Annotated in this window: 11 protein-coding genes and 2 pseudogenes; 7 read left to right on the plus strand and 6 right to left on the minus strand. The window is 57.2% G+C overall.

Annotated elements, in window-relative coordinates:
- Window positions 1–324 precede the first annotated feature (324 nt).
- From C2E15_RS15525 to ampH, 4 genes are all read left to right on the plus strand, one after another.
- Window positions 325–1,026 (plus strand): DUF3289 family protein, encoded by a 702-nt coding sequence (locus tag C2E15_RS15525; protein ID WP_245912292.1) that lies wholly within the window; start codon window positions 325–327, stop codon window positions 1,024–1,026.
- A 74-nt stretch (window positions 1,027–1,100) separates the two neighbouring features.
- Window positions 1,101–1,511 (plus strand): DUF943 family protein, encoded by a 411-nt coding sequence (locus tag C2E15_RS15530; protein ID WP_104958166.1) that lies wholly within the window; start codon window positions 1,101–1,103, stop codon window positions 1,509–1,511.
- 65 nt (window positions 1,512–1,576) lie between these two features.
- Window positions 1,577–2,059: an Hcp family type VI secretion system effector gene (locus C2E15_RS15535; RefSeq protein ID WP_104958167.1), complete on the plus strand. Its 483-nt coding sequence runs from the start codon at window positions 1,577–1,579 to the stop codon at window positions 2,057–2,059.
- A 366-nt stretch (window positions 2,060–2,425) separates the two neighbouring features.
- Window positions 2,426–3,622, plus strand: coding sequence for a D-alanyl-D-alanine-carboxypeptidase/endopeptidase AmpH (gene ampH / locus C2E15_RS15540; protein WP_104958168.1), 1,197 nt, complete (start codon window positions 2,426–2,428; stop codon window positions 3,620–3,622).
- A gap of 42 nt (window positions 3,623–3,664) precedes the next feature.
- On the opposite strand, the gene C2E15_RS15545 is transcribed toward ampH, so the two are convergent.
- Window positions 3,665–4,726 carry a DUF1176 domain-containing protein gene (locus tag C2E15_RS15545; protein ID WP_104958169.1) on the minus strand — a complete coding sequence of 354 codons (1,062 nt, stop codon included), beginning with the start codon at window positions 4,724–4,726 and terminating at the stop codon, window positions 3,665–3,667.
- A 471-nt stretch (window positions 4,727–5,197) separates the two neighbouring features.
- Here C2E15_RS15545 and C2E15_RS15550 point away from each other — a divergent pair, with 471 nt between their 5' ends.
- The 3 genes and pseudogenes from C2E15_RS15550 to C2E15_RS15560 form a co-directional block, all read left to right on the plus strand.
- Window positions 5,198–6,028: a DeoR/GlpR family DNA-binding transcription regulator gene (locus tag C2E15_RS15550; protein ID WP_104958170.1), complete on the plus strand. Its 831-nt coding sequence runs from the start codon at window positions 5,198–5,200 to the stop codon at window positions 6,026–6,028.
- A 20-nt stretch (window positions 6,029–6,048) separates the two neighbouring features.
- Window positions 6,049–6,792, plus strand: a pseudogene (locus C2E15_RS15555) (substrate-binding domain-containing protein); the annotation flags it as partial.
- Window positions 6,791–7,651, plus strand: a pseudogene (locus C2E15_RS15560) (ribokinase); the annotation flags it as partial. The pseudogenes C2E15_RS15555 and C2E15_RS15560, both read left to right, overlap by 2 nt.
- Before the next feature lie 148 nt (window positions 7,652–7,799).
- On the opposite strand, the gene nudK reads toward C2E15_RS15560, so the two are convergent.
- The 5 genes from nudK to C2E15_RS15585 all read right to left on the minus strand — a co-directional run bounded on the left by nudK (window position 7,800) and on the right by C2E15_RS15585 (window position 15,356).
- Complete coding sequence (nudK, locus tag C2E15_RS15565; RefSeq protein WP_104958173.1) at window positions 7,800–8,378, minus strand: GDP-mannose pyrophosphatase NudK; 579 nt, start codon at window positions 8,376–8,378, stop codon at window positions 7,800–7,802.
- 276 nt (window positions 8,379–8,654) lie between these two features.
- Window positions 8,655–9,332, minus strand: coding sequence for a respiratory nitrate reductase subunit gamma (gene narI / locus C2E15_RS15570; protein ID WP_104958174.1), 678 nt, complete (start codon window positions 9,330–9,332; stop codon window positions 8,655–8,657).
- A gap of 2 nt (window positions 9,333–9,334) precedes the next feature.
- Window positions 9,335–10,057 (minus strand): nitrate reductase molybdenum cofactor assembly chaperone, encoded by a 723-nt coding sequence (gene narJ, locus C2E15_RS15575; RefSeq protein ID WP_104958175.1) that lies wholly within the window; start codon window positions 10,055–10,057, stop codon window positions 9,335–9,337.
- A complete protein-coding gene (narH, locus tag C2E15_RS15580; RefSeq protein WP_104958176.1) occupies window positions 10,054–11,598 on the minus strand; it encodes a nitrate reductase subunit beta in 1,545 nt (514 codons plus the stop codon). Before narH ends, narJ begins: the two co-directional genes overlap by 4 nt.
- Window positions 11,595–15,356: a nitrate reductase subunit alpha gene (locus C2E15_RS15585; RefSeq protein ID WP_104958177.1), complete on the minus strand. Its 3,762-nt coding sequence runs from the start codon at window positions 15,354–15,356 to the stop codon at window positions 11,595–11,597. Before C2E15_RS15585 ends, narH begins: the two co-directional genes overlap by 4 nt.
- Window positions 15,357–15,678 lie beyond the last annotated feature (322 nt).

The raw sequence follows: 15,678 nt of genomic DNA on the forward strand, positions 1-15,678 counted from the left end.
CACAGCGCATTATTCTGCCTGTATGCAGCCTGCCAATATATTGGATAACTACGGGTAAAGACTCTGTTATTTAATTAAAGCCATTAATAATAAATTTCATTATTTATAGTGTGCGAATTGTTTTATTTATCGGAAGCTCATCCAGCGTGGATAAACAGAAGCGTTAATAATAACACGTTACCTTGACCGCTATTAACGCTGCGAACTTTTCCATCTCCCAGAAAATAATCCAGCACAACTCACATATTTATTATTATTTTCTTTTTCGCGGGTAATTTCATCATTAGGTTGTTAAGCAGGGATAGACCGAAAAGGGATTACACCATGACGGCAATGTTGTCACACTCTACAATGGATTTACCCTGCCTGCTTTTTGCCACGCAGCATGAGATGGATGATTACTGCGCCCCGGATATGTTGTATGGCGATCTGTCCGCAGAGGTGCTGCGCCGGCAGTATCATCTGCACGATATCTCCGCGCGTATCAATCCTTTTACCCATCCAGACCGGGATGAGAGCGCGCGTATCCTGTTCGATGAGTTCCGCTATTTGTCCGATACGTTTGCATTCTGGGGGCCGTATAAAAGTCTGGCAAGAACCATGATTTCCCATATGCAGTATGGTCATGGCACGGTGTTCAGCGATCCGTTGCTGGACCAGGCGATGGCGGAACATGGTTCTATGGACAGAAGCCTTAACTTGATGAGTGCTATACTTGCTGGTTCTGGCGTATTCTTGAAAGATGATATCGTTGATTTGTCCTTTGAAACTTTAGCAACGCTGATAAAACAAACCCGACTGCCGAAATTTGATAGTTTCCAGGACAGATTTAATAGTCTTGGGATAACTGTTCATGATACATGGTCGACCCATATTTACCTTGACGCCATATATTTTAAAAATAACAATTACATTGCCAGGTTGAGATTTAAATTTCAGGATCATTTTGGGCTTGATACTACTGATATTACTAATATGCTTTACAGAAACTTTCGCTTGTTTCGGATTTGGTTTGTTTTACAATGATGGACTGAATATAGCTTTCACCCTTTCATTACTGAAATAAATACAGTAGCAGAAATTAAGATTAAGCCAATAAAATGAAAAAGTTACCCTGCTTAATCCTGATTTTCACTTTATTAAGCGTCGGACACCCATTCTTTTATCCAACTAAATTAATTGGTGTTCATCAACCTTCTGACAACGTAATCGTATTGATTGTGGATCACTTCCCATGGACTAAAAAAGGGAAAATAAGCTGGTGGGAAAACAACCGCAGTAAAATATTTAACAGGCTGAAATTTGATAAAGAAAAATACTTCATATTTATTTACAACACCCACTATAAAAAAGATTCCGGTACCGATCAGGATAGCGATCTCCTCTGCTTTGAAGATATGGCTACCGAACAAAATTGCATCTCTAAAGAGAATCGTCCGCTGATTGTGTGGCACTACCCTGACGGACATACCGAGTATGAAACAGAAAGCCTTCTGCGGCGCTTCTATTAAAACCGCAGTGATATCCATCAAGCCTCAGGGCTAACTATTTTTACCCATCAATACAGGAGTCAGGGATGAGCATTGATCTTTTTTTAAAAATTGACGGCATTCAGGGAGAGGCAAAGGATGCAAACCATAAGGGCTGGATTACCCTTTCCGGTTTTAACTGGGGCGCCAGCCAGCCGGGCAATATGCAAACAGGCGGCGGCGGCGGCGCAGGTCGGGTGACCTGGCGCGATCTCATGGTTAATGCGCCTGTCGATCGGGCAACGCCTGCGGTAGCACATTATCTTGCCGCCGGCAGGCATATCAATAAGGTCGAGCTGTCCGCCTGCAAGGCGGGCGATCCGCAGATTGAATATATGCGCATCACGCTTGAAGAAGTGATATTAACTAACGTCAGCTACAGCGGCGCCGCAGGCGCGGTGCAAATCAATATGGCTTACCATTTTCAGGCGGCCAGCGTTCGCCAGCAATACTGGGAGCAGACGGAAAGCGGTGGCAAAGGCGCCGAAGCGGCATCGGGCTGGAATATCAAAGAAAATAAAGCGCTGTAATCTTCATTTCCCTGCCGCGTGCCGGTTGCGCGGCGTGTTCAGGCCGGTTATTCACCCGTTTTTGCTCTCTTTCCCGTCTGCTTATTTTACTCAGCGGCCTTCGCTCTCCGGCGAAAACAGCGGATAAATTAGCGTTGGCTTTTAACGATGGCCTCTCTTCAGTCGCCCGCGAAGGCCTGTACCCGATTGCGCAGACGGTTGCCGGCCGGCAACCGTCTGCGCAATCGGGCGCATCCGCCTCATCGCCACGCCGACAGGCGCTGAGGAGATAAAGCGGCAAAAAATAGTGCTGCTCCCCTCTTTCCGTCGCCGGGAAAGCGATTACTATAATTTACCTTTCGCTTAACCTGATGGATATTGTCTCCGTTGAAAACTCGCTTTTATTTGCTGGCCGCACTCTTTGCCACCCTGCCGCTGCGCAGCCAGGCTACGGCCGCCACGTCGCCGGATCCCCTTCTGGCCTCGCAAATTGTTGATCGTTATGCCGAACACATCTTTTACGGCACCGCCGCGACCGGGATGGCGCTGGTGGCGATAGACGGCAACCAGCGCGTTTTCGCCAGTTTCGGCGAAACCCGCCCCGGCAATCAGACGCGCCCGCAGAAAGATTCGCTGATCCGCATCGCCTCGCTCAGTAAACTGATGACCAGCGAAGTCATGCTGAAAATGGCCGAACAGGACCGCATCCATCTGGAAGATCCGCTGGCGAAATATGCGCCGCCGGGCGCACGTGTGCCCGATTATGCCGGCCAGCCGATGCGCCTGATCCATCTGTCGACTCATACCAGCGGGCTGCCGCGCGAGCAGCCCGGCGGTAAAGCGGGCCGCCCGGTTTTTGTCTGGCCCACCAAAAGCGATCGCTGGAGCTGGCTGCAGCAGGCGCAGCTCACCTCGCCGCCCGGCGTGCGTGCCGCCTACTCCAATCTTGCTTATGATCTGCTGGCGGACGCGCTGTCGCGCGCGGCGGGAACGCCTTACCCTGCGCTGTTTCGTCAGCTGATCGCGCGTCCGCTGGGAATGAAAGACACCACCTTCACTCCTTCGCCGGAACAGTGCGGTCGGCTGATGGTGCCGGAGCGCGGCGCCAGCCCCTGCAGCAACACGCTGGCCGCCATCGGCAGCGGCGGCGTCTACTCCACGCCTGAGGATATGGGCCGCTGGATGCAGCAGTTTCTGAACTCCGACATTAACGTGCGCACGCCGCAAATCGATCGTCTGCAAACGCTTATCTATCAGCGCAGCCAGCTGACCAAAGTGGAAGGCATGGACGTGCCGGGCAAGGCGGAAGCCTTAGGGATGGGATGGGTCTATATGGCGCCGGCTGACGGGCATCCGGGCATTATTCAAAAAACCGGCGGCGGCGGCGGCTTTATCACCTATATGGCAATGGTGCCGCAGCATAACGTTGGCGTGTTTGTGGTGGTAACGCGTACTAACCTGACGCGCTTCCGCGCCATGAGCGACGGCGTTAACGACCTGCTGACAGAGCTTATCGGCAACAAAACCGGTTCGCCAATGATGGTGCAGGCGATTGGTCAGAGCAGCGAATCCGCTTCCCGTTAATCCGCTTTCTCCGCCCTTCGGCGAGAGCCGGAGGGCGTGCTGTCAGGGTGGCGTCGGGCGCTGGCTCACCCACAGTGTCGGCCACTCGTCGCTGCCGTGCCAGGCGTCGCAGGTACTCTCTTCCGCATACTCCGCCAGGGTAAATTCCTGACCGTTAAACTGCCAGCGCGTGGCGTTGCCACAATCCCCTAAACCGCGGCCTTTGGCGTAGGTATAGAGCTGCCCGGTGGCGACATCATATTCGGCGTTGATGATTTCCATCTGCTTTTCGCTGCGCGTCGGCGGAACGAAAGGCAGCGTCAGCGTCAGGCCGCGCGCCTGATAGGGTTGCACGCGGGTCACTTCAAAGGCGAGATCGATCATGTTGTAAGCGCCCATTTCACAGCTGACCAGCAGCAGCGCTTTGCTGTCGGTCAATGGCGCGACGCTCACTTCGCGTCGCATCGGATCGAGCGAGCATTCATCAGCGTTGACACGCCAGGTGCCGTAATCGATAAGCCCGGTGGTTTCTTCGCGCGTCAGCGCGGCGGGCGGACGCTCAGGTGAGCGCATCACCGGCAATGCCGGCTCCGGCGGCACATCCCAGGCCGGGCGATTGCCGCGTTTGATCCAGGCGCTCAGGCTGCCGACGCGGCCCTGTATATCATCCATCAGCAGCAGTGCCGCTTTCAGCCCATGTAACGAAATGGTCGCCTGCGGGCGCCACGTCACCTGGATATTGTCGGCGTTCATTATCTGCCCCAAAAACTCATCGATAGCGATGGCGTGCGCCGTCTCAAGGTGGTGAGGCTCAACGGTCCAGTGTTTGAAATCGGGCCGGAGACGCTGCTGATCGAGCAGTAAATTATCCTGCAGCGCAGCGCCCTTCAGCTCGCCCGTATAGCGGTTGCCGTAATCGATACGCAACAGCGGGCGATCGTTAGTGCCGGCATGGCGGGAAAGGGTCATCACCAGGCCATTATCGCCGGGAAGATTACGGGCCACACAATAATTAAGGTTATTACAGGTGATCTGCCAGTCGGTAAATGTCTTCTGCAACGGCGCCGCCTGCGCGCTGGCAATAAAAAGAAAAGGCAACAACAGCGATTTCATCCAGTAAGGCATTTAATGACCCGATCCCTAAATTAATTCATTGATGATAGCGCAACGACGGCGGTTCAACATGCCTTTCTCCGGCCCGGCGGGAAAAGAGGCCGGAAGCGCGTCTGAACAAACCAGGGTGTTAACGTAACGGCATGATTCATCATCCTTTGCCCTCCGCATGACCTCAATCGGATTTCTCGGACTCTGCGGCGGCGTCATAAAACGGTCAAACACGCATAAACGGGCAGAACCGGTCACGTTATTTTTTCTGTCAAACGGGTTTCGCTGTGGCATTAATAGAGGCTTAACGGCAAAACAGCGGGGTTATTTGTGATCATAATCACACAAAAGTGAAATAAGAATCTTTCTTTGCATATTTAACAGGAAGACAGTCACTTATTTATCCGTCACGTTTTTCTCGCCCCGGGAGTTTTGTCCAGGGCACATTTTGCGATCCCGCTATCCATTACTTTTATTGCACCGGAGGAAATCATGTTGCCTGTTGAGCGTCAGCGAAAAATCATTGAGGAATTAAATCTGAATGGTCGGGTGCTGGTTAATGAACTGGTTAAATCATGTCGCGTCTCGCAGGAAACGATTCGCCGCGATCTGAGCCAGCTGGAAAAAAACGGTATTTTACAGCGTAGCCACGGCGGCGCGGTGATTAATCAACGACGTCAGGGAAATAATAATCATAACCGCACGTTATATCATGAAAATGAGGCGACCTTTCGCCAAAGGATGAATGAAAACGAGCAGCAAAAAATGCAGATCGCGAAACGCGCGCTCGATTTTATCTCCGTCGGTGACTGTCTGCTGCTCGACAGCAGTACCACCTGCTGGTTTCTGGCGCGGCAGCTGCCCGATATTGAACTGACCGTGCTGACCAATTCCCTGCGCACCATTCAGGCGCTGGCGGTAAAAAGCCACATCCGCACGATTTGTCTCGGTGGAGAATATTCTGACCGCTATGAGGATTTTCATGGCGTGGTGGCGGAATTACCGTTAAAGGAATTTTTGATCAACAAGATCTTTTTTTCCTGCAGCGGACTCGGCAGCGACGGTTATTTACGCGAGGGTAATGAAAACGGCGCGAATTTAAAGCAGCAGATGCTGCTGGCGGCGGAAAGGAAATATTTACTGATGGACGCCGGTAAATTTTCCCGCCCCTCATTTGCCCGTATTTGCCATTACCGCGATGTGGATTTTCTGATTACCGACAACCTGAAAGATAAAGCCCTACAGCAGGAGCTGGCGTGGAACGGCGTGAACGTGATCGACTGTTCGCAGCGCGCGCAATCCGTACAGCTGATTAATTACTGATGCAACCCGACGGAGATACGATGAAAAAGAACCTTACCCTCTGTGCCCTGCTCGCGCTGTTTGCTGCCTCTCCGGCTTTCGCCGCCGACAAACTACGGATGGGCATTGTGGTGAAAATCGGCGGCATTCCGTGGTTTAACGCCATGGAAGCGGGCATTAAAAGCGAGGCGGCGAAACGCGGCATCGATGCCTGGCAGGTCGGCCCTACCGCCGCCGATCCCGCTTTGCAGGTGCGCGCTATCGAAGATTTGATCGCGCAGAAGGTCGATATCATCGGCGTGGTGCCCAACGATCCGCAGGTGCTGGAGCCAGTGTTAAAGCGGGCTCACGACGCCGGCATCAAAATCATCACCCATGAATCACCCGGCCAGAAGTACGCCGACTGGGATTTCGAGCTGATCGATGCCGATACCCACGGCATTAACCATATGAAGGCGCTGGCGCAGTGTATGCATGAAGAGGGCCAGTACGCGATGTATGTCGGTAGCCTGACGGTACCGCTGCATCAGCAGTGGACCGACGCAGCGCTGAAATATCAGCAGCAGCACTATCCACGGATGCAGCGGGTAACGGATAAGTTCGGCGTCGGCGAATCGCTTGATAGTTCCGTTCGCACGACCAATGAGCTGATGTCCAAATATCCCGATCTGAAAGGCATTATGGCATTCGGCTCGCAGGGGCCAATCGGCGCCGGGCGCGCGGTGCTTAACCGCAACAAAACCCAACAGATCTGCGTAATCGGCGCGTTCAGCCCGGGCCAGGGGCAAAGGTGCAAACCAGACCACCGCAGCGCTGCGCGCCGGCGCCCGCGTTCACTATATCGGCAAGGTCGGCCAGGACGATTTCGGCCAGTTTGCCCGCCGCCATCTGGAAAAAACCGGCTTTGACACCATTACGCTGTTTACCTGCAAGGAAAAGCCCACCGGCAACGCGCTGATCTACGTGGCGGGCGACGATGCGGAGAATATGATTTCGGTCTATCCGGGCGCCAATCTTACCGTCAGCGCAGCGGAGGTGGCGCGCTGCCAGCCGACCGTCGCCGCCGCCAATATCTTGTTAATGCAGCTGGAAAATAACCTGAGCGCTATTCAGCGCATGGTGGATATCGCGCGCGCGGCGGGCACCTTCGTGATCATTAATCCGGCGCCCTGGCAAAAGATAAGCGATACGCTGCTGCGTAAAGTTGACCTGCTGACGCCTAACAGCACCGAGGCCACGCTGCTGAGCGGCGTGAGCGTCAGCGGCGTTGACGATGCGATACGCGCGGCGACGGCGCTGCATCGCAAAGGGGTGCGTCAGCTGATCATCACCCTGGGGACGCAGGGTGCGCTGCTTGCCGACGGCGAGGCGATGTACCGTATCCCGCTGTTTCCGGCGCAGCCTTCCGGCAGCACCGGTGCCGGCGATGCCTTTAACGGCGCGCTCGCCGCACGGCTGGCGGCGGGCGAACCTTTAAAGCAGACGGCGCTGTTCGCTTCCGCCTACACTTCTCTCTGCGTTGAGCGTCCCGGCGCGGCGAACGCCATGCCGCTTTACGCCGATGCGCTGGCGCGGCTGCAGGCTCATCCAACGCTGCGGGTGGAAACCATTGCCCCGCCGGACGCCCTCGACGCCGCCGGTTAAGCGGCGGATGGCCATGCCGGGCGTCACGTCAGAGGCAGGCGCGGCAACGGTGTCGCCGGTTAAACGGTGGGTACCCACGCCTGCAGCGTGAGGGCGGCAGCCTGAACGCGGGCGCGGCAACGGCGCCGCCAGGCAGGCGGCGGGCGCGTCAGGCACGCAGCCAGCCTGCAATCTGCGCGTGTTGCAGCAGCATAATGGTTTTGCCGTCGCGGATTTCGCCACTTTTCACCCTTGCCAGCGCCTGCGGGAACGTCATTTCCAGAACCTCAATCGACTCATCCTCCACGCCGCCGCCGGCGCTGGCGCGCTGCGATTCATCATACTCGGCGGCAAAAAAGTGGATCAGCTCGGTGACGCCGCCGGGCGACATATAGGCTTCAAACAGCTTCTCCACCTGGCCGACGGCGTAACCGGTCTCTTCAATCGCCTCTTTGCGAATGCATTCTTCCGGCGAATCGTCATCCAGCAGCCCGGCGCAGGCCTCTATCAGCATGCCATCCTCGTTGCCGTTGACCCAGGTGGCCATGCGAAACTGACGGATCAGCACCACGCTATTCTTTTCACGGTTATAGAGCAGGATTGTGGCGCCGTTGCCGCGGTCATAAACTTCCCGCTTGTGGCGCAGGATTTCACCGCTGCGGGTGGTGAGTTCGTAGGTGTAGTTACGCAGCACAAACCAGTTTTCCGACAGCAGCTTCTCTTTGATCAGTTTGATGGGGGCAGGCATAGCGACTCCAGACATTAAAACAGGCGTCAGTGATGATAAAACCGGCCGGGTGCGAAAACTATCCGAATTGCGCGCCAGCGAGGGGCGCAGACCGAATGAAGGGCAAAGCGTATCGGAGGCGCTCTGACTCGCGCTTTCCCGGACGGAAAGAAATGAGCTGTATGCAGGCTGGAAGGGTCAGGGCTGCCTTACTCTTTTCCCATTGCGCTATTCACATTATGAAAGAGGGGAAGAAGGCAAAAACGCCGCAGACCGGGCGGTCTGCGGCAGAGGCTGTCAGTGGCGGTTGCGCACCAGCTGATAGCGACGGGTCAGGTACTCTACTGGCGCGCTCCAGATATGCACCAGGCGGCAGAACGGGAACAGCAGGAACAGCGTCATACCCAGTACCATGTGGACTTTATAAATCAACGCCACGCCTTCGAGATGCGCCGCCGCGCCCGACTGGAAGGTGACCACCGCCTGCGCCCAGCCCACCAGCTTCATCATTTCGCTGCCGTCCATATGGTGAGCAGAGAACGGAATGGTAAGCAGGCCCAGCGTCGCCTGAATCACCAGCAGCGTCAGGATCAGGATATCCCCGGTGCTACTGGTGACGCGCACGCGCGGATTCAGCAGACGACGTTTCAGCAGCAGCGCGCCGCCGATCAGCGTCAGCGCGCCGCAGATACCGCCGGCCACCATCGCCAGCTGTTGCTTCACGGCGATCGGCAGGAAGGATTGGTACATCCAGTGCGGCGTCAACATCCCGACCAGATGGCCGAAGAAGATGCCGATGATGCCGATGTGAAACAGGTTCGACGCCAGGCGCATCCCCTTTTTATCCAGCATCTGGCTGGAGCCGGCGCGCCAGCTGTACTGCCCGTAGTCATAACGCAACCAGCTGCCGACCAGAAATACCGTGCCGGCCAGGTAAGGATAGATATTAAAGAAAAACAGATTCAAGAAGTGCATGATCAGCGTCCTGTTATTCCCGTGGTGGCTTGCGCCACGTCCAGATACTGTGGCGCAACCGCGCCGGCAAAGCGGCGCTGGTGCGCTTCCTGCTGTGCTGACGCGCAGCCCTGTTCGCCAAGGAAGCGGATCTGCTCCTCTTCCCATACCGCATCCAGCGCCTGCGGCGTATCGTCGCGCGCTTCCTGCGCCACCTGCGGCTCCAGCGCCTCGGCGGCAATGCCGCTTTCGGACAGCGCCAGCAGCAGATCGAGCAGCCCGGCCCAGCGGCTGTTGCGCTGATGCAGACGCGCGCTCAGCAGCGCCAGAATCGGCGCGATATCCACCAGCCCTTCACGCGCCGCTTCCGGCGCGCGGCTGCTCAAATACTCCAGGTAGAGCGGCAGGAAATCGGGCAGCTCGCGGCTATCCAGCTCCAGGCCGGCGGCGCGATACTGCTCAAGCAGATCGACCATCGCCTGACCGCGATCGCGTGATTCGCCGTGAACATGCTCAAACAACAGCAGCGAAGTGGCGCGGCCGCGATCGAACAGCTCGCAGTAGTCCGCCTGCAGATCGAGCAGCGAGCAGGCGCTGAAGTCGCGTAGCAGCGTCCGCAGCTGTTCGCGCTGCGCGTCGTTCAGCTCGCGGGCGTCAGTCAGCGCGGCTTCCAGATCCGCCTGGTGATCGAACAGCGCCCGATCGGGATAGTCCAGCAAACGCGCGATAATGCGTAACGCAATCATGAGGCATCCTCCCGGCGTTCAGTGCGGCGCGTGATGTCGATGGCATCGATGCGGCGCGTATTGAACAGGTTGAATTTGCTGTCGCTGCCGTGGCAGCCGTCGCCGAAGCTGAAGCCGCAGCCTTTGCTTTCCGGGAAAGCTTCGCGCGCCAGCTCGCGGTGGCTGGAAGGGATCACGAAGCGATCTTCGTAGTTGGCGATCGCCAGGTAGCGGTACATCTCCTGCGCCTGGGCTTCGGTCAGGCCGACCTGCTCCAGCGCGCTGGTATCGGTCACGCCCTCGACGCTCTCGGCGCGTTTGTAGTGGCGCATCGCCAGCATACGCTTCAGCGCCAGCAGTACCGGCGCGGTATCGCCGGCGGTCAGCAGGTTCGCCAGGTACTGCACCGGAATACGCAGGCTTTCCACATCCGGCAGCACCCCTTGCTGATCCAGTACGCCGGCGTCAGCGGCGGACTGAATCGGCGACAGCGGCGGCACATACCAGACCATCGGCAGCGTGCGGTATTCGGGATGCAGCGGCAGCGCCAGTTTCCAGTCCATCGCCATTTTGTAGACCGGCGAGCGCTGCGCCGCGTCGATCACGCTCTGCGGCACGCCATCTTTCAGCGCCTGCTCAATCACCGCCGGATCGTGCGGGTCGAGGAAGACATCGAGCTGGCTTTGATAGAGATCCTGCTCGTTTTCCACCGCGGCCGCCTGCTCGATGCGATCCGCATCGTACAGCAGCACGCCGAGGTAACGGATACGGCCGACGCAGGTTTCGGAGCAGACGGTCGGCTGCCCCGCTTCGATGCGCGGATAGCAGAAAATGCATTTTTCTGACTTGCCGCTTTTCCAGTTGAAGTAGATTTTTTTATACGGACAGCCGGTCAGGCACATACGCCAGCCGCGACATTTGTCCTGATCGATCAGCACGATGCCATCTTCGCCGCGCTTATAGATGGCGCCGCTCGGGCAGGTCGCCACGCAGGCCGGGTTCAGGCAGTGTTCGCACAGACGCGGCAGGTACATCATGAAGGTGTTTTCGAACTGGCCGTACATCTCTTTCTGGATGTTATCGAAGTTTTTATCCTGCGAGCGTTTAGAAAACTCGCCGCCGAGGATCTCTTCCCAGTTCGGGCCATTTTCGATTTTCTTCATCCGCTGGCCGGTGATCAGCGAACGCGGACGCGCGATCGGCTGATGCTTGCCTTCCGGCGCATTGTGCAGATGCTGATAATCAAAATCGAACGGCTCGTAGTAATCATCCAGCGCCGGGACATCCGGGTTGGCGAAGATTTTCGAGAGAACGCCGACGCGGCTGCCCATGCGCGGCTGCAGCTGGCCGTTGATTTTACGGATCCAGCCGCCCTTCCATTTCTCCTGATCTTCCCAGGCGCGCGGGTAGCCGAGGCCCGGCTTGCTTTCAACATTGTTGAACCAGGCATATTCCATGCCTTCGCGGCTGGTCCAGACGTTTTTACAGGTGACCGAACAGGTATGACAGCCGATGCATTTGTCGAGGTTCAACACCATGCCGACTTGCGAACGAATTTTCATTGCTGCGCCTCCTGACGGGTACCCTGGCACTCATCGTTGCCTTCGCCGTCCAACCAATTGACATTGTTCATTTTTCTCACCACCACAAATTCATCACGGTTTGAACCTACCGTTCCGTAGTAGTTGAAGCCGTAAGAGAGCTGCGCGTAACCGCCGATCATGTGGGTCGGTTTCGGGTAGACGCGCGTCACGGAGTTATGGATGCCGCCGCGCTGACCGGTGATCTCCGCGCCAGGAATATTCACGATACGCTCCTGCGCGTGGTACATCATGGTCATCCCGGCCGGTACGCGCTGGCTCACCACCGCGCGCGCCGTCAGCGAGCCGTTGGCGTTGAACGCTTCGATCCAGTCGTTGTCCTGAATGCCCAGCTCGCGCGCATCCTCTTCGCTCATCCAGACGATCGGGCCGCCGCGCGACAGCGTCAGCATCAGCAGGTTGTCGCTGTAGGTGGAGTGAATCCCCCACTTCTGGTGCGGCGTAATAAAGTTGAGCGCTTTTTCCGGGTTGCCGTTCGGTTTCTGGTTCAGCAGCGGCTGTGCGGCGCGGGTATCCACCGGCGGACGGTAAACCAGCAGGCTTTCGCCGAAAGCACGCATCCACTCATGATCCTGATAAAGCTGCTGACGGCCGCTGAGCGTGCGGAACGGAATCAGCTCATGGATGTTGGTGTAGCAGGCGTTATACGAGACATGCTCATCCTCCAGGCCAGACCAGGTCGGGCTGGAGATAATTTTACGCGGCTGCGCCTGAATATCGCGGAAGCGGATCTTCTCCTCTTCTTTGTTCAGCGCCAGGTGCGTATGGTCGCGACCGGTGATTTTGCTCAGCGCGCCCCAGGCTTTCACCGCCACGTGGCCGTTGGTTTCCGGCGCCAGCGTCAGGATCACCTCTGCGGCATCGATAGCGCTGTCGATATTCGGGCGACCGGCTGCCGGGCCGTCATGCTTGACGTAGTTGAGCTTTTTCAGCAGGTCGACTTCGGTCTGGGTATTCCAGCTGATGCCCTTGCCGCCGTTACCCAGCTTGTCCATCAGCGGACCGAGGGAGGTAAAGCGCTCCCAGGTGGCCGGATAGTCGCGTTCAACGGTAATGATATGCGGCGCGGTTTTGCCCGGAATCAGATCGCATTCGCCTTTCTTCCACTCTTTCACGCCGAATGGCTGCGCCAGCTCGGCGGCGGAGTCATGCTGCATCGGCAGCGTTACCACATCAGTCTCTTTGCCGAGATGGCCGACGCACACTTCAGAGAAGCGTTTGGCGATGCCTTTATAAATTTCCCAGTCGCTTTTCGCTTCCCAGGCGGGATCGACGGCGGCGGAGAGCGGATGAATAAACGGATGCATATCCGACGTATTCATATCGTCTTTCTCATACCAGGTGGCCGTCGGCAGCACGATGTCGGAGTAGAGGCAGGTGCTGGACATGCGGAAATCGAGCGTCACCACCAGATCGAGCTTGCCGGTAGCAGGATTGTCCTGCCATTCCACTTCCTGCGGCTTCACGCTGCCCTGCTCGCCCAGGTCTTTGCCCTGAATGCCGTTTTCGGTGCCCAGCAGATACTTGAGCATATACTCATGGCCCTTGCCGGAGGAGCCAAGCAGGTTGGAGCGCCAGACGAAGAGGTTGCGCGGGTAGTTCTGCGGATTATCAGGCTGCTCGGCGGCAAAGCGCAGCGCGCCGCTTTTCAGGCTCTCCACGGTGTAATCGACCGGCGTCTGGCCGGCGGCGGCCGCTTTGGCGGCGATATGCAGCGGGTTGGTCGCCAGCTGCGGCGCCGACGGCAGCCAGCCCATGCGTTCGGCGCGCACGTTGAAATCGATCAGGCTGCCCTGGAAGCGCGACTTGTCCGCCAGCGGCGACAGCAGCGTTTCCGTCGCCACCGTTTCGTGGCGCCACTGGCTGGAGTGATTGTAGAAGAATGAGGTACCGTTCATATGACGCGGCGGACGTTGCCAGTCGAGGCCGAAGGCCAGTGGGGTCCAGCCGGTCTGCGGACGCAGTTTTTCCTGGCCGACGTAGTGCGCCCAGCCGCCGCCGCTCTGTCCCACGCAGCCGCAGAAGATCAGCATATTGATCAGCCCGCGGTAGTTCATATCCATATGGAACCAGTGGTTCATGCCGGCGCCGACGATAATCATCGAACGGCCGTGAGTTTTTTCAGCGTTTTCGGCGAATTCGCGCGCGATACGGATCATCTGGTGGCGGGAAACGCCGGTGATTTTTTCCGCCCAGGCGGGGGTATACGCTTTGATTTCATCATAGCTGGCGGCGCAGTTGGCGTCGCCGAGGCCGCGATCCAGGCCGTAGTTGGCCAGGGTGAGATCGTAGACGCTGGCGACCAGCGCTTCGCTGCCGTCAGCAAGCTGCAGACGTTTCACCGGCAGTTTATGCAGCAGAATTTCATCCAGCGCCACGCTGTTAAAATGTTCGCTTTCGGTGCCGCCAAAGTACGGGAAGCCGACCTCCGCTACCTCATCGTGACTGCCGAGCAGGCTGAGCTGCAGTTCCACTTCGCGCTGCGACTGACCTTCGCGCGCTTCCAGGTTCCATTTGCCCTCTTCGCCCCAGCGGTAGCCGATCGAGCCTAACGGCGCCACCAGCTCGCCGCTCAGGCCATCGATGGCGATGGTTTTCCATTCCGGATTGTTTTCCTGGCCGAGGTTGTCCACCAGATCGCTGGCGCGCAGCATACGGCCCGCCGCGTAGTAGCCGCCATCGCGTGGTTCCAGCATGACCAGCATCGGCATGTCGGTGTAACGGCGCACATAGTCGCGGAAGTAGCTGACTTCGCGATCGAGATGGAACTCTTTCAGCATCACATGGCCCATCGCCAGCGCCATCGCGCTGTCAGTGCCCTGTTTCGGATTCAGCCAGAGATCGCACAGCTTGGCGACTTCGGCATAATCCGGCGTGACCGCCACGGTTTTGGTGCCTTTGTAACGCACTTCGGTAAAGAAGTGGGCATCCGGGGTACGCGTCTGAGGGACGTTGGAGCCCCAGGCGATAATGTAGGAGGAGTTATACCAGTCGGCCGATTCTGGCACGTCGGTCTGCTCGCCCCAGGTCATCGGCGAGGCGGGCGGCAGGTCGCAGTACCAGTCATAGAAACTGAGGCAGGTGCCGCCGATCAGCGACAGGTAGCGCGCGCCCGATGCGTAGGAGACCATCGACATCGCCGGGATCGGCGAGAAGCCGACAATGCGGTCCGGGCCGAAGGTTTTCGCGGTATAGACGTTGGCCGCCGCGATAATTTCATTCACTTCCTGCCAGCTGGAGCGCACAAAGCCGCCGCGTCCGCGCGCCACTTTGTAGCTTTTCGCTTTTTCCTCATCGCCGACGATCGCGCCCCAGGCGTCAACCGGATCGCTGTGCTGCGCCTTCGCTTCACGCCATAATTTCACCAGGCGTTTGCGCATAAGTGGATATTTCAGGCGATTGGCGCTATACAAATACCAGGAGTAGCTGGCGCCGCGCGGACAGCCGCGTGGTTCATGATTCGGCAGATCCGGACGCGTGCGCGGATAGTCGGTTTGCTGCGTTTCCCAGGTGACCAGGCCGTTTTTGACGTAGATTTTCCAGCTACAGGAACCGGTGCAGTTGACGCCGTGCGTGGAGCGCACGATTTTGTCATGCTGCCAACGGCTGCGGTAACCATCTTCCCAGTCCCGGTTGGTGTTGAGTGTCTGGCCGTGTTGGCCAGAAAAAGGTTCAGCTAGCTGTTTGAAGTAGCGAAACCGATCCAGAAATTTGCTCATCCGGAATTCTCCTGAAGGCTCGGTGTTGTTATAAATGGCTAAACGACATTGCTTTTGTTGATGGGCGTCAGCCTACTGAGCTGACGACGCGGGCCGCTTGATTGCGATCAAGTCAGCTCATTTGCCGTCCCGATGGCGCCCTGGCGTCTACCCCTAAAGTGGCAACGCTTTTCGCTTAATAACCCCATGAATTTAATCGATAAAAGGGCTAAATTTTCCTGAGGTATCCCATGCTGGCTGTTTGCCGGCTATTTGGGGGTAGGCTGCGGGCTGTGGAACCCGCGATCAAAAACGGCCCTGCCTTTGCGGCAGGGCCGTTTTC

It is taken from the genome of Mixta gaviniae (genome assembly GCF_002953195.1).
GTDB lineage: Bacteria > Pseudomonadota > Gammaproteobacteria > Enterobacterales > Enterobacteriaceae > Mixta > Mixta gaviniae.

Coding starts and splice junctions, on each gene's coding strand:
- C2E15_RS15535 (WP_104958167.1), top strand. CDS start 1,577: ATGAGCATTGATCTTTTTTTAAAAATTGACGGCATTCAGGGAGAGGCA.
- C2E15_RS15545 (WP_104958169.1), bottom strand. CDS start 4,726: ATGCCTTACTGGATGAAATCGCTGTTGTTGCCTTTTCTTTTTATTGCC.
- narJ (WP_104958175.1), bottom strand. CDS start 10,057: ATGATTGCGTTACGCATTATCGCGCGTTTGCTGGACTATCCCGATCGG.
- narI (WP_104958174.1), bottom strand. CDS start 9,332: ATGCACTTCTTGAATCTGTTTTTCTTTAATATCTATCCTTACCTGGCC.
- C2E15_RS15550 (WP_104958170.1), top strand. CDS start 5,198: ATGTTGCCTGTTGAGCGTCAGCGAAAAATCATTGAGGAATTAAATCTG.
- nudK (WP_104958173.1), bottom strand. CDS start 8,378: ATGCCTGCCCCCATCAAACTGATCAAAGAGAAGCTGCTGTCGGAAAAC.
- C2E15_RS15525 (WP_245912292.1), top strand. CDS start 325: ATGACGGCAATGTTGTCACACTCTACAATGGATTTACCCTGCCTGCTT.
- C2E15_RS15530 (WP_104958166.1), top strand. CDS start 1,101: ATGAAAAAGTTACCCTGCTTAATCCTGATTTTCACTTTATTAAGCGTC.
- narH (WP_104958176.1), bottom strand. CDS start 11,598: ATGAAAATTCGTTCGCAAGTCGGCATGGTGTTGAACCTCGACAAATGC.
- C2E15_RS15585 (WP_104958177.1), bottom strand. CDS start 15,356: ATGAGCAAATTTCTGGATCGGTTTCGCTACTTCAAACAGCTAGCTGAA.